Consider the following 23,586-nt stretch of genomic DNA (forward strand, 5'->3'; position numbering starts at 1 on the left):
AAGCGCAAGCGTGCGGGGTGGAATCTGGGCTATCTGGAGCGCGTCTTGGGTATCACTATTTAGATGCGATTGCCCTGTTCCCTGCAGCGCGCGCTGCAGGCGGCTCAACTGCGGCGCGGCTTGCGGCTCTTGCTTTTGCCCGCCTTGCCATTCGCGGCCGCCTTCTTGACCGATGCCTTGGCTACACCGGCAGGCGAGCGCGCCGCCTGCTCACGCGTCAGACCGGCGCGCTCAGTGACCGAGGGGTCCGGCGCCTGGACGCGCTTGCGCCCGCCCGAACGCCCCACCTTGCGGGCTGCGGATTCTGGGGCCACGCCCTTGTCCTTGAGCGCACGGCCGATCAGTTCCTCGCCCTCTCGGATCAGGCGGAAGTCGATCTTGCGCCCATCGAGGTCCACACGGCTGACCTGCACCCGCACCCGCGTGCCAATGGAATAGCGGATGCCCGTTCGTTCACCGCGCAGTTCCTGGCGCGCTTCGTCGAACTTGAAGTACTCGCCCCCCAGTTCGGTGATGTGCACGAGACCTTCCACATACATCGCATCCAGCGTCACGAAGATGCCGAAGCTCGTGGCCGCACTGACCACACCGCTGTATTCCTCGCCCAGGTGCTCGCGCATGTATTTGCACTTGAGCCAGGCCTCGACATCGCGGCTGGCCTCGTCGGCGCGGCGCTCGTTGGCGCTGCAATGCAGGCCGGCGGCCTCCCAGGCCTGCGTTTCACGGCTGGGGGGCGCCAGCTCTTTACGCGGCTTGGTACCGGGCGCTGCCACGCGGGCCGCCAGGCGCTTGGCCAGCTTGGCGTGCGCCTCGCCGGGTGTGGGCAGCGCGGGTAGCTTGTATTTGCTCTTGCCCAGAATGGCCTTGATGACACGGTGCACCAGCAGGTCGGGGTAGCGCCGAATGGGGCTGGTGAAGTGCGTGTAGGCCTCGAAGGCCAGACCGAAGTGCCCGCTGTTGATGGGGGTGTAGATGGCCTGCTGCATCGACCGCAGCAGCATGGTGTGGATCTGCTGCGCGTCGGGCCGGTCCTTGGTGGCCTCGGCAATCGCCTGGAACTCCGACGGATGGGGGTTGTCACCGATCGTCATGCCCACCGCCATCGCCTTGAGGTAGCCCCGCAGGATTTCCTGCTTCTCGGGCGTAGGCCCTTCGTGCACCCGGAACAGGCCGGGTTGGCCGCCCTGCGCAATGAAGTCGGCACTGCACACATTGGCGGCCAGCATGGCTTCTTCGATCAGCTTGTGGGCATCGTTGCGGGTGCGCGGCACGATCTTTTCGATGCGGCCGTTCTCATCACAGATGATCTGCGTCTCGGTGGTTTCAAAGTCCACCGCGCCGCGCTCACGGCGTGCCAGCAGCAGCGCCCGGTACACGTCGTGCAGGTTGATCAGGTCTTTCACCCGGTCCTTGCGTTTGCCCGCTTCCGGCCCACGGGTGTTCGCCAGAATGGCAGCGACTTCGGTGTAAGTGAAGCGCGCGTGGCTGTACATCACGGCCGGGTAGAACTGGTAGGCATGCACCTCGCCCTTGGCGGTGACCAGCATGTCGCACACCATGCACAGGCGCTCCACCTCGGGGTTGAGCGAGCACAGGCCATTGCTGAGTTTTTCAGGCAGCATGGGGATCACGCGGCGCGGAAAGTACACGCTGGTGGCGCGGTCGTAGGCGTCGATGTCGATGGCGCTGCCAGTCTCCACATAGTGGCTCACGTCGGCAATGGCCACCAGCAGACGCCAGCCCTTGCCGCGCCCCACCTTGGCGGGCTCGCAATAGACGGCATCGTCGAAGTCGCGCGCATCTTCGCCGTCGATGGTGACCAGGGGCACGTCGGTCAGATCGACCCGCTGCTTCTTGTCCTGCGCACGCACCTTGTCGGGCAGCTCTTTGGCCTGCGCCAGGCATTCGGCCGAGAACTCGTGCGGCACGCCATATTTGCGCACCGCGATTTCAATCTCCATGCCCGGGTCGTCCACCTCGCCCAGCACTTCGGTGATGCGCCCCACGGGCTGGCCAAACAGCGCCGGGGGTTCGGTCAACTCGACCACCACCACCTGCCCCGGCTTGGCCGCGCCGGTGGCCCCCTTGGGAATCAGCACGTCCTGCCCGTAGCGCTTGTCTTCCGGGGCCACCAGCCAGACACCGCTTTCCTGGAGCAAGCGGCCGATCAGGGGCTGCGGCGGACGCTCGATGATCTCCACCACGCGCCCCTCGGGGCGGCCCCGGCGGTCCTGGCGCACGATGCGCACGCGCACCCGGTCCTTGTGCAGGACGGCGCGCATTTCATTGGGGGGGATGTAGATGTCGCCTTCGCCATCATCGCGAATGACGAAACCATGGCCATCACGGTGCCCCTGCACGCTGCCTTCAATCTCGTCCGACAGATGTGCAGCGGATGCGTCGGGGGTGATTTTTTTGATATACAATCTTAGACTTTCCTGAAATGCCCAGGTGGGCGGAATTGGTAGACGCACTAGTTTCAGGTACTAGCGAGTAACATCGTGGAGGTTCGAGTCCTCTCCTGGGCACCAAGTTTAACGAGAACCGGTTACGGTTTTCAGAATATTGAAGCCGCTGTATCTACAGCGGCTTTTTTATTTGCCAAGAGCTTCCCCATCACTTCCTGTTGGCGCGTGATTGCTCGCTCTCCACAAAATTTGCCAGCGATTCGCCGAAAGCCCGAAAAACTTGTTCTATAATTCGAAGCTGATCTGAAAGCCCAGGTGGCGGAATTGGTAGACGCACTAGTTTCAGGTACTAGCGAGTAACATCGTGGAGGTTCGAGTCCTCTCCTGGGCACCAATACATTCAAAGGCCGTTGCAACTGCAACGGCCTTTTTGTTTTCCGGTCCTGTGCCCGAATGAAAACCCGGTGGTGCATTCCATCCGCACTGGAAGCTAAAGGTCGGGAATCAGCCGCTTGCCCAGGCTGAGGGCATCATCCCGGGCATAGCCCAGCTTTTCATAGAACGCCATGACCTGCACATTGGCGGTACGCACCAGCACATGGACCTTGGGGCAACCCATGGCCAGCAATTGCTGCTCGACCCGCTCCATGAGGCTGCGGCCAATGGCCAGCCGCTGGCGCCCCGGCGCCACCGCCAGGTAATACACCGAACCGCGATGGCCGTCATACCCCGCCATGGCGGTTGCGACGAGCACATTCTCACCATCCAGCCCCCGTGCCATCGCCACCAGAAAAAGCCCGGGTTGCACGGTCTGCTTGCGCGCAATGTCCTTGTGGGGATCATTCCAGGGGCGCAGCAAACCGCAGTCGTGCCAGAGCGCCACCGCTGCCGCTTCGTCCTCCATTTCAAAAGGACGTATCTGGAAGGCAGTGGTCACGGGGTCACTTGCGCAGCAGGATTTTCAGCACGTTCTGCAGGCGACGCGCACTGGCAGCATCGTTGGCGCTGGCCAGGACACGCGCAGCATCTTGCCCCCAGGTCTGGGCCGGCGCCGGATCGTTGCGACGCGTGAGCAGCTGCAATTGCAGCATCCGGCGCGCACCGATATGTTCCGCCGGCGTTGGCGCCTCGGCCGCCATCTCCAGCCGGAGCAAGGCCTCGGCAGCATCGCCGGCCGCAGGGGCGGACAACGCCTGCGACCAGGCAGCACGCACGCCGGCCGTGACCCGGCCACCCAACTCCTGCGTGCTCGGCAACAGCGCCGCATCGCGCTTTTCCCAGGCCGTCAGCAGCTGCGTCAGCGCTTCACCATGGGCCTGTGCAGCCAGCTTCTTGAGTGCCAGCTGGGCGTGCTCCATCGCTTCACGCTGGGCGCGGAAAGCCGTGTCACCCAGGCGCGGCCCGCGCTCTTCATATGCAGGACGATCACCAAAGCGGCCGCCACGGTCATTGCGATCGCCAAAATGGCTGTCGGCACGCGGACCGCGGCCGCCATCGCGATCAGCGCGGCCCTCACGGCGATCACCCGGACGCCCGCCCCGGCCTGGCGCTGCGGGCGCATCCTTCTTCATGCCAGGGCGGTCATCGCCACGCACCGCCACCACCGGGCGTGCGGCCGGCTTGGGAACGACAGGGGCAGCCGCAGGCGCAGGCACTTCTTCAGCACCTTCTGCCGCGCCCTCTGCGGCTGCATTTTCAGTCGCTGCTTGCGCAGATGGGGGGGATGCTTCAAGCTGGTTCTGTGCATCTTTCTGCGCCGAAGCCACCACCTGTGCCGCCTGGGCCTGTCCGTGCAGCGCGGCCTCCAGCGCCTGCATGGCGGTGCGAATCTGCTGCGCATCGCCCGTGGCATTGGCGGTTTCCAGCGCCTTGGAGGCCTCCAGCACCACCCGGTCGCGGGCGCTCAGTTCGGTGACCGCCTTCTCCCGGTCTGCCGACTTGCGGTTGAAGGCTTCATCAATGGGCTTGCGGAAGGCATCCCACAGCTTTTGCTCATGCTTGCGGTCCAGCGGCACGGCCTGGGCCTCGACCTGCCAGCGCTGCTGCAAGGCCTTCACGGCATCGATGCGCAGCGTGGGCGCAGCGCCCAGCGCCACCGCTTCATCAATCATCGCGTGGCGCCGGGCCAGGCTGTCTTTTTGCGCGTTTTCCAGCGGCGCGGCAGCCGCACTGATGGCCTGCTTCCACAGCGGCTGCAGTTCGGCAAACAGCTTTTCCCCCACATGCCCGCCCTCGCGCCAACGGTCGCCAAACTGGTGCAGCGCGCGGTTGATGGCCTTCCAGTCACCGGAGGCGGCATGCTCCTGCGCCCACGCCTTGACCTCTTCGATGAGAGCCAGGCGCTGGGCCTTGTGTTCGGCCGCCTCGGTGCGAATCTTGTCCAGCCATGCCTCGACCACCTTGTGCGCGGCATTGCACGCCTCGTCAAACTTCTTCCACAGGCCGTGGTTGGGCGCTCCGCCCTGGTCCGACTGCTTCCACTGCTCGCGCAACTGGCGCAATGTTTCCTGCATCTTGCGGCCACCCAAGGCCTGGCCCTCGGGACGCTGGAGCAGCGCCTGCGCCTTGGCCACCAGCTCTTCGCGCACCTGGTCTGCGCTCCATCGCTGCCAGCCTTCGAGCTCACCGGCAGCCACCAGCGCGGCATGCACCTGGTGCTCCAACGGGGTGTCGATGTGCTTGCCATGCACTTTCAGCACCGCACGCAGCGCAGCAGCGGCGCCCGCACTGGCTTTGCCATGTCCTTCGGCGGTTTCCTTCTCCAGGGTGGCCAGCGCTTCGCGCACCGCCTGCATGGCCTGCTCCTGCACCTGCGGGTCCACCTTGGGGCGCGCCGCGCGGGCCGGCTTGGCCGCTGCGGCAGCGGCCGCCTCCACGGGCAAGCCACGGGCAGCACGCAACTCGTCGGCCCACAAGGGAACGGGAGGCAACGGGGCAGCTGCGTCTGCAGCAGCCGCAGCGGCTTGCGCCACGGCCGGCTGGAAGGCATCCCACACGACCAGCAGCTGCGTGCGCGAGGCCTCCAGCAGGGGCGGAAAGCGCGCCTCCACGCTGACCCAGCTGGCGTCTCCGGTCAGTTCCTGGGCCTGCTCCTGCCAGCGCACAACGTCGGCACGCAGCAATTCGAGCGCAGCCTGGGCATCTTTCCAGGATTTGGTGGATAACACTTCGATGCGCTGGGCGAGCAACACGGCGGCTTCCCGCTGCACCTGAACGCGGTGCTGCAGGTCTTCGATCACTTTCACCCGCTCGGCCACCTGCACCTTGAGCAGCGACAGAGGTTCGCGCGACAAAGGTGCACCGGCCTTGGCCGCATCGCGCTGCCACGCCAGGGCGTCGGCAATATTGAGCTTGGGAGCGGCCAGCAATGCCTGGGCCTTCTCGGCCCATTCAGCCGCAATGACCTCCTGACCCTTGGCGCGGCGGATTTCATCCAGCCGTTCACGCACCGCGCGGGCGGCGCCCTTGTCACGCCCGCTCAGCTCCTTGAAGACCTCCTGCAGTTGCTCGGGCGCCGGCTGGGAAGCGAGCCAGTCACGGATGCGGGAAGCCCGCTCACTGGACGTGGCGGCCGAAAAAGCGCCGCCAGTCAGTGCATCCAGTGGATGCGACTCTTGGGTTTTGGCCGGGGCCGGGTTCACTTCAGGTGCGTCGGACATTTTGCTGCGAGAAAAAAAAGGAAACATGGATCCAATGGATAACGAAAACCGGACAGGCTGCGGTGGAAAGCTGGCCGCTGGGGCCCTGTGCAATGCGTGCCTGCAGGTGAGAAGACTATTTTCACCGGGTTCCAGCAAAAGACCACACCACGGTCCTGGACCACGCATCAAGCAATGATCTGACGCAAGCCGGTCAGGCCAGCGGACGCAGACAGGTCGGTTGATGGACTTCATCTCCCGGTACAACGGAATGCACCCAGGAAAACTGCCCCATTATCTATATATATGTGCAACCAACGAACAGGCCAGCGTGCCCCGTCAGCCGCCCGCGGCCTTCAGGGCCGCACGCTGAACGATGCACCAACAAGAAAGCCCGGAAAACAGGCCGCATGGCCTGCCCACCGGGCTTGACGGCTGACGCAACGGTCTTTGCCATCGTTTCGCAATCTGGAGATGAAGATCCACATTGCGAGGAGGCAAGGGATTGCCTCCAAGGTTTGCCATAAAAGCAGCATCTGCTGCACCTGGGCACTGCATGCCTTCGGCGGGAGACTTTGCCTTGTCTGGCGATGCCTGAAATCCACAGGCAGCGCCACCTTACCAAATTCGCGGGACCGACTCAAATCGCATTCTCAATGGGTCGTGCGAACACGATTGAATCTGACACACGGTCGTCACAGAATGCGTCTCAACATTTCCTTGAAATGGGCAAAAATCAACCTATTACTGTGATTTTTTACAGTTTTTTTATAACAAATTAGTATTTAAAACAAATTTGTTAGTATTGACTTGGCATTTAGTGAACTTCTAGAATCCGCCAGCCCCCAAAAAGGCTGGTAAAAACCCCAACCCGCTGCCGAACCCGGCTAAGTCAGTTCCTCGCTTCGCCTTATGAACGAAGCACGAAATTGATGGCGTACCAATCCAGGTGAGTGACTGAACCGATGCTGTCGTTGACTGCGGCATCGTCTGCAGAGCTCGCCTCAGAAAGGAAGAGCTATGACAGCGTCAGGAAAAATTGTCTCCGGTGTGCGAACCTTCGTGACCGATGTGACCGAAGGTTTCCTTGAGATCACCCACAACAGTTTTGCCCTCATCGGGCTGGCCGTTGCCTTTGTCGTCCTTACCCTTACCGCCCGCCCGGACTTGCGCCAGGCAGGCGAGGAGCAGCTGAGAGACTGGCTGCAGTCCCGTCAGGTGGCCCTGCTGGACATGCCGGTCGAGCTGGATGCCAGCGAGCGCGCCACCGCCACCAATCCCAAGGATCTGCCCAAAGAGCAGGCCGCGGTGGCTTACTGGCTGAGCAAGAAGTACCGCGTCGCGCCAGAACCCCTGAGCGCGCTGGTGGCCGAAGCCTATGAAACCGGCGCCCGCACCAAGATCGATCCGACCCTGATCCTGGCCATCATGGCCATCGAGTCGAGCTTCAACCCGTTTGCCCAGAGCGCTGTGGGCGCCCAGGGCCTGATGCAGGTCATGACGCGGGTCCACACCGACAAGTACGAGAACTTCGGTGGCCATTTCGCGGCGTTCGATCCGGTCACCAACCTGCGCGTGGGTGTGAAGGTGCTGCAGGAATGCATAGCGCGGGCCGGATCGGTGGAAGGCGGACTGCGCTACTACGTGGGCGCGGCCAATCTGCCGGATGACGGTGGCTACGCCGCCAAGGTGCTGGCCGAGCATTTCCGCTTGCGCCAGGTCGCTGGTGGACGTTCTGCCCCCATGAATCCACCCGCCACCCTGTCAACCCAGGCCCCGACCCGTACCGTTCCCGTCACTGCGCCCGCCGCTGCGCCCGAAACCGCCGGCGACAAGCTCGCACTGCTGTAAGGCCCTGGAACCCCGGGCGACCAGAGCAGGCGCCAGGTGCTGGTCGGCTACACTAGCGACGTACGCGACTGGCGATAGGCGCGGCTTCCCACAGGAGGCCGCCGCTGACGTGGAAACCGGCAAGGACATGCCCCTTGCGAACCACTAGGGAGCGTGCCGCAAAGGCTCAGAACCTTCTGCGTTCCGCCGTTCGCCTGGGCAGCCCCTGTTTCAAGGGACACAAGTTCATAGGACTGCCAATACCATGTACGACCGCAAAACTCTTGTCGAGCAAACCGATCCCGAACTCTTTGCCGCCATCCAGGCCGAAAACAAGCGCCAGGAAGAGCACATCGAGCTGATCGCCAGTGAAAACTATGCCTCACCCGCCGTCATGTGGGCACAGGGCACGCAGCTGACCAATAAATACGCCGAAGGCTACCCCGGCAAGCGCTACTACGGTGGCTGCGAGCATGTGGACGTGGCCGAGCAATTGGCCATTGACCGCGTCAAGCAGATCTTCGGCGCCGAGGCCGCCAACGTGCAGCCGCACTGCGGCGCCTCGGCCAACGAAGCCGTGTTCCTGGCCTTCCTCAAGCCCGGCGACACCATCATGGGCATGAGCCTGGCCGAAGGCGGCCACCTGACGCACGGCATGCCGCTGAACATGTCGGGCAAGTGGTTCAACGTGGTCTCCTACGGCCTGGATGCCAACGAAGCCATCGACTACGACGCGATGGAGAAGAAGGCCCACGAAACCAAGCCCAAGCTCATCATCGCCGGTGCCTCGGCCTACAGCCTGCACATCGACTTCGCGCGCTTTGCCAAGGTGGCCAAGGACGTGGGCGCGATCTTCATGGTGGACATGGCCCACTATGCCGGCCTGATCGCCGCCGGCGTGTACCCCAACCCCGTGCCGCACGCCGACGTGGTCACCTCCACTACGCACAAGAGCCTGCGCGGCCCGCGTGGCGGCATCATCCTGATGAAGGCCCAGCACGAGAAGGCCATCAACAGCGCCATCTTCCCTGGCCTGCAAGGCGGCCCGCTGATGCATGTGATCGCGGCCAAGGCCGTGGCTTTCAAGGAAGCACTGCAGCCCGAATTCAAGGCCTACCAGGAACAGGTCGCCAAGAACGCCAAGGTGGTAGCCGAGACGCTGACCGCACGCGGCCTGCGCATCGTCTCCGGCGGCACGCAGAGCCATGTGATGCTGGTGGACCTGCGCGCCAAAGGCATCACCGGCAAGGAAGCCGAGGCCGTGCTGGGCGCCGCCCACATGACCATCAACAAGAACGCCATCCCCAACGACCCTGAAAAGCCGATGGTGACCAGCGGCGTGCGCATTGGCACCCCCGCCATGACCACGCGCGGTTTCAAGGAAGAAGAAGCCCGCATCACAGCCAACCTGATTGCCGACGTGCTGGACAACCCGCGCGACGAAGCCAACATCGCCGCCGTGCGCGCCAAGGTCAACGCGCTGACGGCCCGCTTCCCGGTCTACGGTTAAGTCCGGCGCGCTGCTCCGATGAAGTGCCCCTTCTGCAGCCACCAGGAAACCCAGGTCGTCGAGACCCGGGTGTCGGAAGACGGGGACTTCATTCGCCGCAGGCGGCAGTGCGGCGCCTGCGACAAGCGCTTCACCACCTACGAGCGGCCGGAAGTGAACTTCCCGGCCATCGTCAAGAAGGATGGCCGCCGCATCGAGTACGAGCGCGGCAAGCTGCTCGCCTCGTTCAACCTGGCCCTGCGCAAGCGGCCCGTGAGCACCACCCAGATCGACAGCGCCATCGAGCGCATCGAGGAAAAGCTGCTCAACCTGGGGCAGCGCGAAGTGCTTTCCAGCCGCATCGGCGAACTGGTCATGCGCGAATTGAAGAAGCTCGACAAGGTGGCCTACATCCGTTTTGCCAGCGTGTACCGCAGCTTCGAGGACATCGACGACTTCCGCGCGATGGTCGATGAGGTGCGCAAGTAAATTGCGCCAGATTGAGAGCGTTTGGGCCCAAAGCGCTTCTGTACCAGGCGCCACCAGCCATCACTTAAATAGCAAGCCGTGGATCGATGGCACCACCACGGGGCCATGGGTGCGAAAATAGGCCTCCAGCGCGCCCAGATCCTGGCCACCACTCCACAGGGCTGGCGCCTGCGCGAACACCGTGAAATTGTCACCGCCACCGGCCAGATAGTTGCTGAGGGCGACGCGCACGGTGGCCGCATCGGCCAGGGGCTGGCCATGCAGCAACATGCGGCTGATGCGCGCACCGGCCGGCTGCGAGAGATCATAGGTATAGGCAAAACCGGCGCCAGTGCGGCACAGCCCGCCAGCAGGCCCGCCGCCATGGCCATCACCGCGCGGAAGCGGTGTAGCCATCGCCGCATCGCGGGCATGCGGGTTTAGAGCAACGCCGCCCGGATGGGCGGCACGCTGGCCACCACATCGGCGCACTGGGCGCGATGGCGCAGGGCGTGGTCCATCACCACCAGGGCCAGCAGCGCCTCGGCAATGGGCGCGGCGCGGATGCCCACGCAGGGGTCGTGGCGGCCCTTGGTGATGACTTCGGCGCTGTGGCCGTGGATGTCGATCGACTCACGCGGGCTGATGATGGAGCTGGTGGGCTTAATGGCGATGCTCACTTCCAGGTCCTGCCCGGTGCTGATGCCCCCGAGCACGCCGCCGGCGTTGTTGCTGCGAAAGCCCTCTGGACTCATGGAATCGCCATGCGTGGTGCCGCGCTGGGCCACGCTGGCAAAGCCGGCACCGATCTCCACGCCCTTGACTGCGTTGAGCCCCATCATGGCGTAGGCGATGTCAGCGTCGAGCTTGTCGAACAGGGGCTCGCCCAGGCCCACCGGCACGCCCGTGGCCTGCACGCGGATGCGGGCACCGCAGGAATCGCCCGCCTTGCGCAAGGCGTCCATGTAGTCCTCCAGCTGCGCCACCTCGGCCACCGGTGCAAAGAAGGGGTTGCCAGGCACATGGTCCCAGCTTTCGAACGGGATGGGCAGCTCACCGAGCTGCGTCATGCAGGCGCGAAACTGCACACCATATTGCTGGGCCAGCCACTTCTTGGCCACCGCGCCGGCCGCCACCGTGGGCGCCGTGAGGCGGGCTGACGAGCGGCCACCACCACGCGGATCACGGATGCCGTATTTGTGCCAGTAGGTGTAGTCGGCATGGCCGGGGCGAAAGCTCTCGGCGATGTTGCTGTAGTCCTTGCTGCGCTGGTCGGTGTTGCGGATCAGCAGAGCAATGGGCGTGCCGGTGGTCTTGCCCTCGTACACGCCCGAGAGGATTTCGACCGCATCGGGCTCGTTGCGCTGCGTGACGTGGCGGCTGGTGCCGGGGCGGCGCCGGTCCAGATCGGCCTGGATGTCGGCTTCGGAGAGCGACATGCCGGGCGGGCAGCCGTCGATCACGCAGCCAATGGCCGGGCCGTGGGATTCACCAAAATTGGTGACTGCGAATAGGGTGCCGAAGGTGTTGCCGCTCATGGCGCTGGATTATCCCAGAGCCCGGCACTTGCCCCGCAATGCAGGCGGCAAAACCATCGATCCCAAAAAAAAGCTGCAACCGCTTTACCATCAAGCGCTGCAGCCCTTTTCGACCAAAGAAATGACTCAGGCCGCCGGACGCGTGTCTTCGTCCGGCCAGTCGCGGATGTAGGCCTTGAGCATCTTGTTCTCGAAGTTCTGGGCGTCCACCACGGCCTTGGCCACGTCATAAAAACTGATCACGCCCATGAGCATCCTGCGGTCCATCACCGGCATGTAGCGCGCGTGGCGGTCGAGCATCATGCGGCGCACCTCATCCATGTCGGTTTCGAGCGTGCAGGTCAGGGGGTGGTCGTCCATGGCCGAACGCACCAGCATGCTGCCGATGCTGCCGCCGTTGCGCACCATGGCCTGGATCACTTCGCGAAAGGTGAGCATGCCCACCAGGTCGCCCAGCTCCATCACCACCAGCGAACCTATGTCTTTTTCCGCCATCACGCTCAAGGCGACGGCAATGGTTTCGTCCGGTGTCACGGTGTAGAGGGTGTTTCCCTTGACGCGAAGGATGTCGCTGACTTTCATGGTGTGCTCTCCGAGGGCGCGCTGGGCGCAACAGGCTGGTTCTCGGCAAATATAGCCCACAATGCCCGGCTGACCCGACAACCCTGGAGACACAAGATGCCCGGTTACTCCGACCCCGGCTTTGACACGCTGGCGCTGCATGCAGGCGCAGCACCCGACCCCGCCACCGGCGCGCGTGCCGTGCCTATCCACCTGACCACCTCGTTTGTCTTTGAATCGAGCGACCAGGCCGCCTCGCTGTTCAACCTCGAACGCCCAGGCCATGTGTACAGCCGCATCAGCAACCCCACCAATGCCGTGCTGGAGCAGCGCGTGGCGGCGCTGGAAGGCGGCGTGGGCTCGATCGCCGTGGCCAGCGGCCAGGCCGCGCTGCACTTGGCCGTTGCCACGCTGATGGGCGCGGGCAGCCACATCGTGGCCAGCACCGCGCTGTATGGCGGCTCGCAGAACCTGCTGCACTACACGCTGGCGCGCTTCGGCATCGAGACCACCTTTGTGAAGCCTGGCGACATCGACGCCTGGCGCGCCGCCGTGCGGCCCAATACCAAGCTCTTTTTTGGCGAGACCGTGGGCAACCCGGGCCTGGAAGTGCTGGACATCCCCACCGTGTCTTCAATAGCCCACGAGGCCGGCGTGCCGCTGCTGGTGGACTCTACTCTCACCTCGCCCTGGCTCATCCAGCCATTCGAGCATGGCGCCGATCTGGTCTACCACTCGGCCACCAAGTTCCTCTCGGGCCACGGCACCGTCATCGGCGGCATCGTGGTGGACGGCGGCAGCTTTGACTGGGACGGCCCCAGGTCGCAGGGCAAGTTTGCCGAACTGACCCAGCCCTACGACGGCTTTCACAACATGGTGTTCACCGAGGAAAGCACCGTGGGCGCCTTCTTGCTGCGCGCGCGGCGCGAAGGCCTGCGCGACTTTGGCGCCTGCATGAGCCCGCACACGGCCTGGCTCATCCTGCAGGGCATCGAGACGCTGCCGCTGCGCATGGAGCGCCACATGCGCAACACCGAAAGGGTGGTGGAGTTTCTGGCGGCACAGCCCTTTGTGGCCCGTGTGGGCCACCCCATGCTGGAGTCGCACCCCAGCCACGCGCTGGCGCAAAAGCTGCTGCCGCGCGGCGCCGGCTCGGTGTTCAGCTTCGACCTCCAGGGCAACCGCGAGCAGGGCAAGAAGTTCATCGAAACCCTCAAGGTCTTCAGCCACCTGGCCAATGTGGGCGACTGCCGCAGCCTGGTGATCCACCCGGCCAGCACCACGCATTTCCGCATGAGCGACGAGGCCCTGTCCAATGCGGGCATCAGCCAGGGCACCATCCGCCTGTCGATTGGCCTGGAAGACGCCGACGACCTGATTGACGATCTCAAGCGCGCCCTCAAGGCCGCCGAGAAAGCGGGGGCCTGACCATGCATATCCCAATCAACGGCGCCCCGATTTATTGCTACACCGGCGGCAAAGCCTTCGATGCGGCCAAGCCCACGGTGGTCTTCATCCACGGCGTGCTCAACGACCACAGCGTGTGGGCCCTGCAAAGCCGCTACATGGCCCATCACGGCTGGAACGTGCTGGCCGTGGACCTGCCCGGCCATTGCCGCAGCGGTGGCGATGCCCCGGCCAGCGTAGAGCAAGGCGCTGCCTTTGTGGCGGCGCTGCTCGACGCCCTGGGCATTGAACGCGCCGCGCTGGTGGGCCACAGCTGGGGCTCGCTGATCGCGCTGGAAGCGGCGGCCCAACTGGGCCCGCGCGTGAGCCACCTGGTGCTGGTGGGCACGGCCTACCCCATGAAGGTGTCACCCGCGCTCATCGAATCGGCGTTGAATGCGCCCGAGAAGGCGCTGCGCATGGTCAATGTGTTCTCGCGCAGCACGCTGGCACCGCCCTCAGGTGCGGGCTTCTGGGTGTTTGGCGCCGGCATGGCGCTGGGCCGCAAGGTGCTGCACAGCAACCGCGAGGTCAACCTGTTCCACCGGGGCTTCGTGGCCTGCGACAGCTATGCCCACGGCGAGCAGGCCATGGCGCAGGTGCAGTGCCCGGTGCTGTTTGCACTGGGTGCGCAAGACCAGATGACCGCTCCCAAAGCCGCACAAGGCCTGATCGCCATGGCCCGCACCGCCGGCAAGACCGTGCAGGTGGTCAGCCTGCCCGTGGGGCACAACCAGATGACGGAGGCCCCCGACGGCACGCTCACGACCATCCGGGATTTTTTGAACGCATGAGCATGCCGCCTGTTTGATTCCAGAACAGTTTTTTCCGCCCTGCCCCAGCGGGGATCGCGTTCAGGCGGGTCGGATATTCTGGTTGGTGCTGAACAGGTTGGCGGGGTCGTACTGGCGCTTGATCTGCGCCAGCCGCTCGTAGTTCTGGCCATAGGCCGCCTTCACCCGGTCGCTCTCATCGTCGGTCAGAAAATTGACATAGACACCGCCGCTGGCATAGGGCGCCGAGGCCTTGAAGAAGTCGCGCGCCCAGCCCATGCCGCGCGCGTCATCGGCCGAGTCGTCCCAGCGGCCGTGAACATTCATGACGAAGCGGGCATCCCGGTGGGCATAGGCGGTGGCATCGGGCGCAGGCTCGGTGGTGGCGCCGCCAATGGCACCGAAAAATATCTCGCACTGGGAGGACGGCAAGCTGGCGATGTAGTCGATGACGGTATCGAAGAGTCCGTCCTTGAGTTCCGAGAAATTGTGTGACTTCCAGTAGTTGCGTGCACCGGGCGTGAGCAGCGGATCAAAGGCTTTTTGCCAGGCCGCATAGGGCATCACGTCGACATGGGAGCCAGCCGGTGTGCCAAAGCGGTACAGCGGCTCGACCAGCGCTTTTCCCTGCACCGGGTCGCCGGCGTACAGCAGCGCCAGCACGACCACCTCTTTGCCGTGGATGCTTTCGGGCAGGAACGGCAGCGGCGGCGCCTTGCGCAGAACAACCCAGACCGACAATTCGTCAGGCGCCTTGTCCATGAATTCGCGGTACTGCTGCAGCACCCGTTTTGCCTCGGCAATCGGAAACACGATCAGCCCAGCCAAGAGATCCGGGCCGAGGGGATGCAAGCGGAACTCGAAGCGCGTCACCACACCGAAATTGCCGCTGCCGCCGCGCAGCGCCCAGAACAGGTCTGGATGCTCGGTGGCGCTGGCGTGCAGCACCTCGCCCGCCGCCGTCACCACTTCGGCCGATTCCAGGTTGTCGATAGTCATGCCGTATTTGCGGCTGAGCCAGCCGAAGCCGCCGCCCAGCGTGAGACCGGCGACGCCGGTAGTGGAGTTGATGCCCAGCGGCGTCGCCAAACCGTGGACCTGTGTGGCGGCATCAAAATCCGCCAGTGTGGCACCGCCTTCGATGGTGATGCGGCGCGCGTCGGCATCCACCTGCGCCGCCCGCATCTCCGACAGATCGATGACGATGCCGTCGTTGCACAGCGCGCTACCGGCAATGTTGTGACCACCGCCGCGCACGGCCAGCGGCAAGCCCTGGTCGCGCGCAAAATTCACCGCATGCACCACATCCGCGGTGGTCGTGCAGCAGACAATGGCTGCAGGGTGCTTGTCGATCATCGCGTTCCAGACCTTGCGCGCGGCTTCGTAGGCATAGTCATCCGGAAGAATCACCGGACCCTGAAGCCCCTCTTTCAACGTCCGCACCTGCTGGGTTTGCAAATTTTTCATGACCTTCTCCTTCGCTGCGGCTGAATTCGCCCCTTGCACAAAGGATGGAGAAAGACCGACCGGTCGCTCCTGATCAGTTGCGTGAGAAATTTACCGCTGGTGCGGTTTAGCACTACGCCGCAGTCCTTGCAAGGCAATCCGCCATCTGGAATAAAGACTTACTTGATTTACCAGTTCCTGCTCAACAGGTTCATTGGTCATTTTTCAAAAATGCAATCTGCGAGCCAGCACCCATTGTTCAAGCGCCGCCAGCAAGGCCTGCAGAAACCCGTGAAACGGCAGCTGGATGCACCCGGCAGTGCCACGATGGGCTGGCCAGGCCGGCGCAACGACGCAGAACACCTTTACCGGACAGCCGCGCACTTCGCAGCGGAATACACGGCTCCATCGCCATCCGGCGCTTTTTCCATAAACGCTAGCAGCTATTCTTTTGGAAGCACATCCGACAGATGCAACTGCGCCAGCCCGGCGCTGCCCCACAGTGGCTCCAGGCGGTCGGTGCGGTCGAGCAGCAGGCGTTGCAGCAGGGGCTCCAGCAGGGTGGTGCCGGGGTCGGCCAGCAGCACATAGCGCGGCTCGGGGTCGTCGGCAGCGCTTTGCGCCGGGTCGCTGGTGCGCCCCACCCAGTCGAGCGCCGTCAGGGCGTCGAGCACCGGCGCAAGCTGCAGCACATCCACGCGCAGCAGTTGCGCCAGCTGGCTGGCACGCAGGCCTTTGCCGATGTGGCGGCGCGCGCGCTGCAGCTCCTGCAGCACCTCCACCGCCAGCTGAAAGGTCCAGCCCGGCACCTTGCCGCGCCGCGCCACACCGGCCAGCAGGCTGGGCAGATAGGCCACCACCACCGCCCCCAGCAGCACGATGACCCAGGCCACATAGATCCAGACCAGCAAAATGGGCAGCGTGGCAAAAGTGCCATACACCACCGAATAGGTCGGAACCTTGCCCAGGTAGATGGCCAGTACCTTCTTGGCCAGCTCGATGCACACGGCCACGAACAGGCCGCCAGCCCAGGCGTGGCGCCACTTCACGGGCGTGTTGGGAACATAGTGGTAAAGCGCCGCCATGCCGGCTGCCAGCACGAAGAACTCTATGGAGTCGAACAGCAGGCGCACGCCGTCGGGTACGGCCCGCACCAGCCCGCCCGAGGCCGACATCACATACGAGGTGAGCGCCAGGCTGGCGCCCAGCGCCACCGGCCCCAGCGTGATCGCGGCCCAATAGATCAACACCCGCTGGCCCAGCGGCCGCAGGCGCCGCACGCGCCAGATGTTGTTGAGGGTGCGGTCGATGGTCAGGATCAACGCCAGCGCCGTCACCAGCAAAATGCTGAAGCCCGCCACCCCCAGCCGGCTGGCCTGGGCCGCGAACTGCGTGAGGTAGCCCAGCACCTGGCGCGAGATGCTGTCGGGCACCAGGCTGTCCACCAGCCAGCGCTGCAGCACCTCCTGCAGCTTGCCGAAGATGGGAAACGCCGTGAACACGGCCAGCGCCACCGTCACAAACGGCACCAGGGCCAGCACGGTGGTGAACGTAAGGCTGCTGGCGGTCAGGCCCAGGCGGTCTTCACGAAAGCGCTCGCGCAGCGTCTGGGCGGTGGTTTTCCAGGGAAAGTGCGACAGCTCGGTCAGCAGCGCCTGCAGGCGCTGGACCACGGTCTGTGGGGTCAAGGACATGGCCGATATGATCCTGGGGCCGCCAGGTGGATGAGAAAACGCTGCATGGACGCTGCCGATTTGTGCTGGGATCGAGCGTGCATTGTGGCCCCAACCGTCTGGCTTGAGCGCAATCCGCGCCGCCCCATCCCGACCACCTATTCCATGAATTCATCCCGCCCCTCTCCTGACAACGCCGTTGCCGCCACCCGCTGGCTCGCCGCGGGCAGCCTGCTGGCGCTGATCGCCCTGTGCCTGGCCTGGGAGCTGGTACTGGCCCCGCTGCGTCCCGGCGGCTCGTGGCTGGCGCTCAAGGCGCTGCCGCTGTGCATTCCGCTGGCCGGCATCCTCAAGAACCGCATGTACACCTACCGCTGGGTCAGCCTGGTGATCTGGCTGTATTTCATCGAAGGCGTGGTACGCGCCTGGGGCGACGCCCGCCCCGGCTCCTGGCTGGCGATGGGCGAGATCGTGCTGTGCGTGGTGCTGTTCACGGCCTGCACGCTGCATATACGGCTGCGCCAGCGCAACGCCCGGGCCCAGGCCAACGCCGACCCGGCAGCCCTCGCGCCTTGATAACTCCCTCACTGCACCCCTCACTGTTCCATTGAAAGAGCCATCTCCATGTCCACCCTGCTCGACACCTTGCGGCGCATTGTGGGTGCCGCCCATGTTCTGACCGACGGCGACCTGAGCGCCTGGGAACAAGACTGGCGCCGCCGCGAGCGCGGCAAGGCGCTGGCCGTGGTGCGCCCGGGCAGCACCGATGAGGTGGCGGCCGTGGTGCGCGCCTGCGCCGCCGCGGGCACCGCCATCGTGCCGCAGGGCGGCAACACCGGCCTGGCCGTGGGCTCGACGCCTGATCTGTCGGGCACCCAGGTGGTGCTGAGCCTCACCCGCATGAACGCCGTGCGCGACCTCGACAAGGACAATCTAACCCTCACGGTGGAGGCCGGCTGCATCCTGCAGAACGTGCAGGACGCGGCCGACAAGGCGGGACTTTTATTCCCCCTGTCGCTGGCGGCCGAGGGCAGTTGCACCATTGGCGGCAACCTGGGCACCAATGCCGGCGGCACGCAGGTGGTGCGCTACGGCAACGCCCGCGACCTGTGCCTGGGCCTGGAAGTGGTCACACCCCAGGGCGAGGTGTGGAACGGCCTCAAGGGCTTGCGCAAGGACAACACGGGCTACGACCTGCGCAACCTGTTTGTTGGCAGCGAAGGCACGCTGGGCGTCATCACCGCCGCGACGCTCAAGCTGTATCCCAAGCCCGCAGCGCAGCTCACCGCCTGGGCCGCCGTGCCCTCGATGGAACATGCCGTGGCGCTGCTGGGCCTGGCGCACCAGTACCTCGGTGCAGGGCTCACGGGCTTCGAGGTGATGGGGCGCTTCGCCCTGGGCCTGGTGGACAAGCACATGCCGCAGCTGCGCGTGCCCTTCATCGACCAGGAAGACGTGCCCTACGGCGTGCTGCTGGAAAACTCGGACAGCGAATCCGAGGACCACGCCCGCGCGCGCTTCGAGGCGCTGCTCGAAACGGCTTTCGAGGCCGGCTGTGTGACCGACGCCGTGGTGGCCGAAAACCTCGCGCAGGCGCACAACCTGTGGCATATCCGCGAAAGCATTCCGCTGGCGCAAGCCGAAGAGGGGCTGAACATCAAGCACGACATTTCGGTGCCCATTTCGCGCATTCCGGCATTTGTCGAATACGCCGACGCGCTGATGGTGCGCGAGATCCCGGGCGTGCGCCTGGTCAACTTCGGCCACCTCGGTGACGGCAACCTGCACTACAACGTACAGGCCCCCGAGGGCGGCGACGCCAAGGCTTTCCTGCGCGAGCAGGAAGACCGGGTGAACCACCTCGTCTACGAAGCCGTGGCGCAGTTCGGTGGCTCGTTCTCGGCCGAACACGGCATTGGCGCGCTCAAGGTGGAGAAGCTGGAGAAATACCAGTCGCCCACGGCGCTGGCGATGATGCGCGCCATCAAGGCGGCGCTGGATCCGCAGGGCATCATGAACCCGGGGCGTGTACTGGGCGCCGCATGAGTCTCATCCAGGCACTGCCCTCGGGGGCACTCGACATCGTCGGCGACATCCACGGCGAAATCGATGCGCTGGAACAGTTGCTGTCCCACCTGGGCTACGACGCCCAGGGCCGGCACCCGGGTGGCCGCACACTGGTCTTTGTGGGCGACTTCTGCGACCGGGGCCCCGACAGCCCCGCCGTGCTGATGCGTGTGGCGCAGCTGATGGCCAGCGGCCGCGCGGTGGCCGTGATCGGCAACCACGAGATCAACCTGCTGCGCAACGACGCCAAGGACGGCGCCGGCTGGTACTTTGATGCGCGCCTGGCCTCCGACCACGACAAATACGCGCCCTTTGCGCGCCCCACGGCCGGCGAGCGCGCGGCCATCGTCGCCTTTTTAAGCACCCTGCCAGTGGCGCTGGAACGGCCAGACCTGCGCATCGTGCACGCCGCATGGCTGCCAGGCCAGATCGCCGCCGCACGCCAGTTGCCGCCCGGCAGCGTCCGCAGCGAATACGACCACTGGGAAGCCGAGGTACGCCGCCAGGCCCAGGACGGCACGCTCGCCCGGCGCATGGCGGCCGAACGCCAGCAATGGCCGCACGATCTCGAAGACCCGCAGCACAAGCCGCCCTTTCTGCAGGCCCATGCCGACAACGAGCTGCTCAAGGCCATGCTCAACCCCCTGAAGGTGCTGACCTCGGGGGTCGAGCGCCAGGGCACCGATCCCTTTGTTGCCGGCGGCAAATGGCGCTTTGTCGAACGCATGGCCTGGTGGGACAGCTACACCGACGCCACCCCCGTGGTGGTGGGCCACTACTGGCGGCGCCCCGTCGTGGCCGCGCCCGAAACCCTGGGCAGCTTGACGCCCGAAGAAGCCGGCCTGTTCGGCCATATCCCGCCCTTTGCCTGGCACGGCCAGCGCCGCAACGTGTTTTGCGTGGACTACTCGGTCGGCGGACGCTGGCGTGCCCGCCAGGCCGGCACGCCCCACGACCCGCAATACCGGCTGGCCGCACTGCGCTGGCCCGAGCGCACGCTGCTGTTCGAAGATGGCACAGAGGTGGGCACCACAGGGTTTGACGCCTAGACCCAGGGGCCGCCCGGCCATCGGTGGCACACTACCGGGCTCGGCGCCACCGCGGGCCGCCGCTTGTCAAACGCCAGTTTTTACTCCATGACTTCTACCCCTCACCTGCGCCCCATCCGCTCGCAATACGAAGATTTCATGCGCCATGTGTTCACGCACGGCGTGGACAAAGGCGACCGCACGGGCACGGGCACCAAGAGCGTGTTTGGCCACCAGATGCGCTTTGACCTGCGCGAGGGTTTTCCGCTGGTCACCACCAAGAAGGTGCACCTCAAATCCATCATCGTGGAACTGCTGTGGTTTCTCACCGGCTCCAGCAGCAACCTGTGGCTGAAAGAGCGCGGTGTCACGATCTGGGACGAATGGGCGCGCGCCGATGGCGACCTCGGCCCGGTGTATGGCGTGCAGTGGCGCAGCTGGCCCACCCCCGATGGCGGCCACATCGACCAGATCAGCCAGGTGATAGACACCCTCAGGACCAACCCCGATTCGCGCCGCATCATCGTGAGCAGCTGGAACGTGGCCGAGCTTTCCAAGATGGCCCTCATGCCCTGCCATGCCTTCTTCCAGTTCTACGTGGCACCGGCCACCACGCCCGGCGGCAAAGGCACCTTGAGCTGCCAGCTCTACCAGCGCAGCGCCGACATCTTCCTCGGCGTGCCTTTCAACATTGCGTCATACGCCCTGCTCACGCACATGGTGGCGCAGCAATGCGATCTGGAGGTGGGTGACTTCATCTGGACCGGCGGCGACTGCCACATCTACAGCAACCACACCGAGCAGGTGCAGACGCAACTGGCGCGCGCGCCCTACCCCTACCCCACGCTGCGCATCCAACGCCGGCCCGACAGCATCTTCGACTACCAGTACGAAGATTTTGAAGTGCTGGACTACCAGTGCCACCCCGCCATCAAGGCACCGGTGGCGGTGTGATGGAAATCGCCCTCATCTACGCCTGCGCCACCAACGGTGTCATCGGCAAGGGCGGCACCATGCCCTGGCACCTGCCCGAAGACCTGGCGCATTTCAAGCAGCTCACGCAGGGCAGCCCCGTCATCATGGGGCGAAAGACCTGGGACTCGCTCCCGCCGCGGTTCCGCCCACTGCCGGGGCGCAGCAACATCGTCGTCACGCGCCAACCGGACTGGAGTGAAGTCGGCGCTCAGCGTGCGTCCAACCTGCACGAGGCGCTGCAAATAGCAGAGCAATCCAATCCCACCACCGTGTGGGTGATCGGCGGCGCGCAGATCTACGCCCAGGCCCTGCCCCTGGCCCACCGCGTGGAAGTGACCGCAATCGCGCAGCGCTTCGACGGCGACGCCTACGCCCCCGAACTCGGCCCCGAATGGCTGGAAACCACGCGCAAAGAACACACCAGCGCCAGCGGCCTGCCGTTCGCCTTTGTGCGCTACGAGCGCCGGGGCTGAACGCCTACGCCGGAGCGCCGACGATCACGCTGGACGCCTTGAAGATCGCCGTAGCCGTGCTGCCCACGGCCAGCCCCAGCTCCATGCAACTGCCGTGGGTGACGATGGCCCCCACCGAGCCGCCGCCGCGCAGAGTGCGGGCAACCGGAAAAATCCGCAACCATCCCAGCTGGCACGGCATTGCCCGAGCTGAGTGCGGCCAGACGACAATGGCGCACCTTCACTGCTTCCCATAGAGAATCAACGATGCAGATCGCCACCTGGAATATCAACAGTGGCCCCACATCCTCCAACGACGTGTCAGCAAAGTATTAAATCTCCTTTGCTGACAATGAGTTATTGGATCATAGCGTCTCACGAGAGCGCATCCAAGCGCGTGATCTGCCGGTAGCTACGCTGGTAGCTAGGCGGATTCTCTAGGTCTAGCTACCAGTCCTGGAACGGCGTAGAGTGTCTCCAATATAGCCGCAGGTGAGGCCTTGCCTGGGGTGGGAGACGCAAACATGGGCAAGCAAGTTCATTTACTCGACGACATCCAGATCAAGCACTGGATGAAGCAGGGAGCGCCGGTCGCCAAGTCCGATGGCGACGGACTGACGTTCACGCTGTCCGCCTCGGGAACCGCGGCCTGGGTGCTCCGGTACAGCCTGCCAGGTAGTCGTCGGCGAGAGCTGACGATAGGCAACTACCCGGACGTTTCCCTTGCTAAGGCCAGGCAGATAGCGCGCGAGGAACGCGCAGCCATCGACCGAGGCGAAGACCCCGCGAACCGTAAGAAGGTCGTGAAGATGGAGTCCAAGATGTCTTGGACGGTCCGCGCGCTGATTGCAGACTTCAAGGAGAAGAAGCTCGGTCCGGACGATCTCGCCGTGGGCACCATCTACTACCGCAAGTGGGATCTGGAAAACGTGATCCTACCCAAGCTCGGCTCGATGCGCGTGGACAAGGTTTCGCCAGCCCACGTCGTGCATGTCATCGAATCCGCGGAACGCAGTTGGACCGTATCGAAGCGGATCCTGACCTCCTGCAAGCAGTTGTTCGCACACGCTTGTGGCAAGAAGCTGATCTATTCGAATCCGGCCCTGGGGATCGACATCACCTCCTTGATGGGACCGCGTCCACCCGTGCGCAAGCGGGTCATGCTCTCGGAAGACGAACTCTGCATCCTGCTGAAGGACATCGAGGACATCGGCTTCGAGAACGCCCTGGCCTTCCGGATCTTGCTGGCGACCTGCGTCCGCTCCGTCGAACTGTCGAAGGCCCGCTGGGAGCACGTGGATCTCGACAAGGGAGACTGGTGGGTGCCGGATACCGTGGTCAAGACACGGGCAGGCTTTCTCGTGCCCCTCACGCCCACGGTGGTCGGTTGGTTCAAGGAGCTCAAGGAACTGGCGGGCGACTCCGATTGGGTGCTGCCCTGCCGCGTGGAGCGCCGCAGGCGGCGCTTCGGCGGCGACATCCATGTGGGCGGCACGACCTTGTGGGCCGCCATCACGCGCGCTTTCGAGCGGGGCGACATCGAGATCCGGCGCTTCACGCCGCACGACACGCGCAGCACGGCCAAGGGCCACATGCGCAACATGGGCATCAGCCGGGAGATCTCAGAGATCGCGCTCAACCACGTGCTCAAGGGTGTGGAAGGCATCTACGACGTTCGCGAGGAAATACCCGAACGCCGCGTGGCGCTCGAACGCTGGGCCGAGTTCATCGCCAGATGCGAAGCTGCTGCGAACCGTCCCCAATGCGTGCTGGCCGCTTGACGGCCGCCCAAAG

The 23,586-nt window shown here is 64.7% G+C and carries 19 protein-coding genes, 2 tRNA genes, 1 pseudogene and 1 riboswitch; of the genes and pseudogenes, 13 read left to right on the forward strand and 9 right to left on the reverse strand.

All coding sequences use genetic code 11. The annotated features are described in order from the left end of the window. Nucleotides 1–104 precede the first annotated feature (104 nt). Entirely contained in the window at nt 105–2,426 is a 2,322-nt protein-coding gene (gene rnr, locus AC1RDS_RS18665) for a ribonuclease R (protein WP_287879465.1), read from the reverse strand. A 19-nt stretch (nt 2,427–2,445) separates the two neighbouring features. On the opposite strand from rnr, the gene AC1RDS_RS18670 reads away from it, so the two are divergent. Both AC1RDS_RS18670 and AC1RDS_RS18675 read left to right on the forward strand, forming a co-directional pair. Continuing rightward, nucleotides 2,446–2,531: transfer RNA gene (locus tag AC1RDS_RS18670), tRNA-Leu, on the forward strand. Between the two features lie 186 nt (nt 2,532–2,717). Then, nucleotides 2,718–2,802: transfer RNA gene (locus tag AC1RDS_RS18675), tRNA-Leu, on the forward strand. A gap of 96 nt (nt 2,803–2,898) precedes the next feature. Here the strand turns inward: AC1RDS_RS18675 and AC1RDS_RS18680 are convergent. Together AC1RDS_RS18680 and AC1RDS_RS18685 are read right to left on the reverse strand one after the other, a co-directional pair. Then, nucleotides 2,899–3,345: a GNAT family acetyltransferase gene (locus tag AC1RDS_RS18680; RefSeq protein ID WP_287879467.1), complete on the reverse strand. Its 447-nt coding sequence runs from the start codon at nt 3,343–3,345 to the stop codon at nt 2,899–2,901. Nucleotides 3,346–3,349: 4 nt separating this feature from the next. Beyond that, nucleotides 3,350–6,094, reverse strand: a complete 2,745-nt coding sequence (locus tag AC1RDS_RS18685; RefSeq protein WP_287879469.1) for a DUF349 domain-containing protein — start codon at nt 6,092–6,094, stop codon at nt 3,350–3,352. Nucleotides 6,095–7,066: 972 nt separating this feature from the next. Between AC1RDS_RS18685 and AC1RDS_RS18690 the strand changes: the two genes are divergently transcribed. The 3 genes from AC1RDS_RS18690 (at nt 7,067) to nrdR (ending at nt 9,854) form a co-directional block, all read left to right on the forward strand. Then, nucleotides 7,067–7,897 (forward strand): lytic transglycosylase domain-containing protein, encoded by an 831-nt coding sequence (locus tag AC1RDS_RS18690; RefSeq protein ID WP_092700015.1) that lies wholly within the window; start codon nt 7,067–7,069, stop codon nt 7,895–7,897. A 54-nt stretch (nt 7,898–7,951) separates the two neighbouring features. Continuing rightward, a riboswitch (ZMP/ZTP riboswitch) is annotated at nt 7,952–8,104 on the forward strand. Between the two features lie 37 nt (nt 8,105–8,141). Continuing rightward, nucleotides 8,142–9,386, forward strand: coding sequence for a serine hydroxymethyltransferase (glyA, locus tag AC1RDS_RS18695; RefSeq protein WP_092700017.1), 1,245 nt, complete (start codon nt 8,142–8,144; stop codon nt 9,384–9,386). Nucleotides 9,387–9,404: 18 nt separating this feature from the next. Beyond that, nucleotides 9,405–9,854 carry a transcriptional regulator NrdR gene (gene nrdR, locus AC1RDS_RS18700; protein WP_026436839.1) on the forward strand — a complete coding sequence of 150 codons (450 nt, stop codon included), beginning with the start codon at nt 9,405–9,407 and terminating at the stop codon, nt 9,852–9,854. A 60-nt stretch (nt 9,855–9,914) separates the two neighbouring features. Here nrdR and AC1RDS_RS18705 read toward each other — a convergent pair whose 3' ends face one another. The 3 genes from AC1RDS_RS18705 to AC1RDS_RS18715 form a co-directional block, all read right to left on the reverse strand. Beyond that, nucleotides 9,915–10,250 (reverse strand): 5'-nucleotidase C-terminal domain-containing protein, encoded by a 336-nt coding sequence (locus AC1RDS_RS18705; protein ID WP_092700019.1) that lies wholly within the window; start codon nt 10,248–10,250, stop codon nt 9,915–9,917. 23 nt (nt 10,251–10,273) lie between these two features. Then, a complete protein-coding gene (gene aroC, locus AC1RDS_RS18710; protein ID WP_092700021.1) occupies nt 10,274–11,371 on the reverse strand; it encodes a chorismate synthase in 1,098 nt (365 codons plus the stop codon). Between the two features lie 126 nt (nt 11,372–11,497). Beyond that, nucleotides 11,498–11,953 carry a CBS domain-containing protein gene (locus AC1RDS_RS18715; protein ID WP_092700023.1) on the reverse strand — a complete coding sequence of 152 codons (456 nt, stop codon included), beginning with the start codon at nt 11,951–11,953 and terminating at the stop codon, nt 11,498–11,500. Between the two features lie 96 nt (nt 11,954–12,049). Here AC1RDS_RS18715 and AC1RDS_RS18720 point away from each other — a divergent pair, with 96 nt between their 5' ends. Together AC1RDS_RS18720 and AC1RDS_RS18725 are read left to right on the forward strand one after the other, a co-directional pair. After that, the gene (locus AC1RDS_RS18720) at nt 12,050–13,360 is read left to right on the forward strand and encodes an O-acetylhomoserine aminocarboxypropyltransferase (protein ID WP_348682318.1); all 1,311 of its coding nucleotides are present in this window, start codon (nt 12,050–12,052) and stop codon (nt 13,358–13,360) included. Nucleotides 13,361–13,362: 2 nt separating this feature from the next. Continuing rightward, complete coding sequence (locus AC1RDS_RS18725) at nt 13,363–14,172, forward strand: alpha/beta fold hydrolase (protein ID WP_348682317.1); 810 nt, start codon at nt 13,363–13,365, stop codon at nt 14,170–14,172. A 60-nt stretch (nt 14,173–14,232) separates the two neighbouring features. Here the strand turns inward: AC1RDS_RS18725 and AC1RDS_RS18730 are convergent, their stop codons facing one another. Further along, a complete protein-coding gene (locus AC1RDS_RS18730) occupies nt 14,233–15,618 on the reverse strand; it encodes an FAD-binding oxidoreductase (RefSeq protein WP_348682316.1) in 1,386 nt (461 codons plus the stop codon). A gap of 422 nt (nt 15,619–16,040) precedes the next feature. After that, the gene (locus tag AC1RDS_RS18735) at nt 16,041–17,291 is read right to left on the reverse strand and encodes a YihY family inner membrane protein (protein WP_092700031.1); all 1,251 of its coding nucleotides are present in this window, start codon (nt 17,289–17,291) and stop codon (nt 16,041–16,043) included. Nucleotides 17,292–17,435: 144 nt separating this feature from the next. Here AC1RDS_RS18735 and AC1RDS_RS18740 point away from each other — a divergent pair, with 144 nt between their 5' ends. From AC1RDS_RS18740 to AC1RDS_RS18760, 5 genes are all read left to right on the forward strand, one after another. Next, nucleotides 17,436–17,846 carry a DUF2069 domain-containing protein gene (locus AC1RDS_RS18740; protein WP_092700033.1) on the forward strand — a complete coding sequence of 137 codons (411 nt, stop codon included), beginning with the start codon at nt 17,436–17,438 and terminating at the stop codon, nt 17,844–17,846. Between the two features lie 48 nt (nt 17,847–17,894). Next, nucleotides 17,895–19,316: an FAD-binding oxidoreductase gene (locus AC1RDS_RS18745; protein ID WP_092700035.1), complete on the forward strand. Its 1,422-nt coding sequence runs from the start codon at nt 17,895–17,897 to the stop codon at nt 19,314–19,316. Beyond that, a complete protein-coding gene (locus AC1RDS_RS18750) occupies nt 19,313–20,386 on the forward strand; it encodes a metallophosphoesterase (protein ID WP_348682315.1) in 1,074 nt (357 codons plus the stop codon). The genes AC1RDS_RS18745 and AC1RDS_RS18750 overlap by 4 nt, the downstream gene beginning before the upstream one ends. An 87-nt stretch (nt 20,387–20,473) precedes the next feature. Further along, nucleotides 20,474–21,319 (forward strand): thymidylate synthase, encoded by an 846-nt coding sequence (locus AC1RDS_RS18755; RefSeq protein ID WP_348682314.1) that lies wholly within the window; start codon nt 20,474–20,476, stop codon nt 21,317–21,319. Next, on the forward strand, nt 21,319–21,813 hold the full coding sequence (locus AC1RDS_RS18760; protein ID WP_348682313.1) for a dihydrofolate reductase: 495 nt from the start codon (nt 21,319–21,321) through the stop codon (nt 21,811–21,813). The genes AC1RDS_RS18755 and AC1RDS_RS18760 overlap by 1 nt, the downstream gene beginning before the upstream one ends. Nucleotides 21,814–21,817: 4 nt before the next feature. Here the strand turns inward: AC1RDS_RS18760 and AC1RDS_RS18765 are convergent. Further along, nucleotides 21,818–21,946 (reverse strand): annotated as a pseudogene (locus AC1RDS_RS18765) (TOBE domain-containing protein); the annotation flags it as partial. 370 nt (nt 21,947–22,316) lie between these two features. On the opposite strand from AC1RDS_RS18765, the gene AC1RDS_RS18770 reads away from it, so the two are divergent. Next, complete coding sequence (locus tag AC1RDS_RS18770) at nt 22,317–23,573, forward strand: tyrosine-type recombinase/integrase (RefSeq protein WP_059400437.1); 1,257 nt, start codon at nt 22,317–22,319, stop codon at nt 23,571–23,573. The last annotated feature ends 13 nt before the right edge of the window (nt 23,574–23,586 follow it).

Source organism: Acidovorax sp. GW823-FHT02H02, from assembly GCF_058797075.1.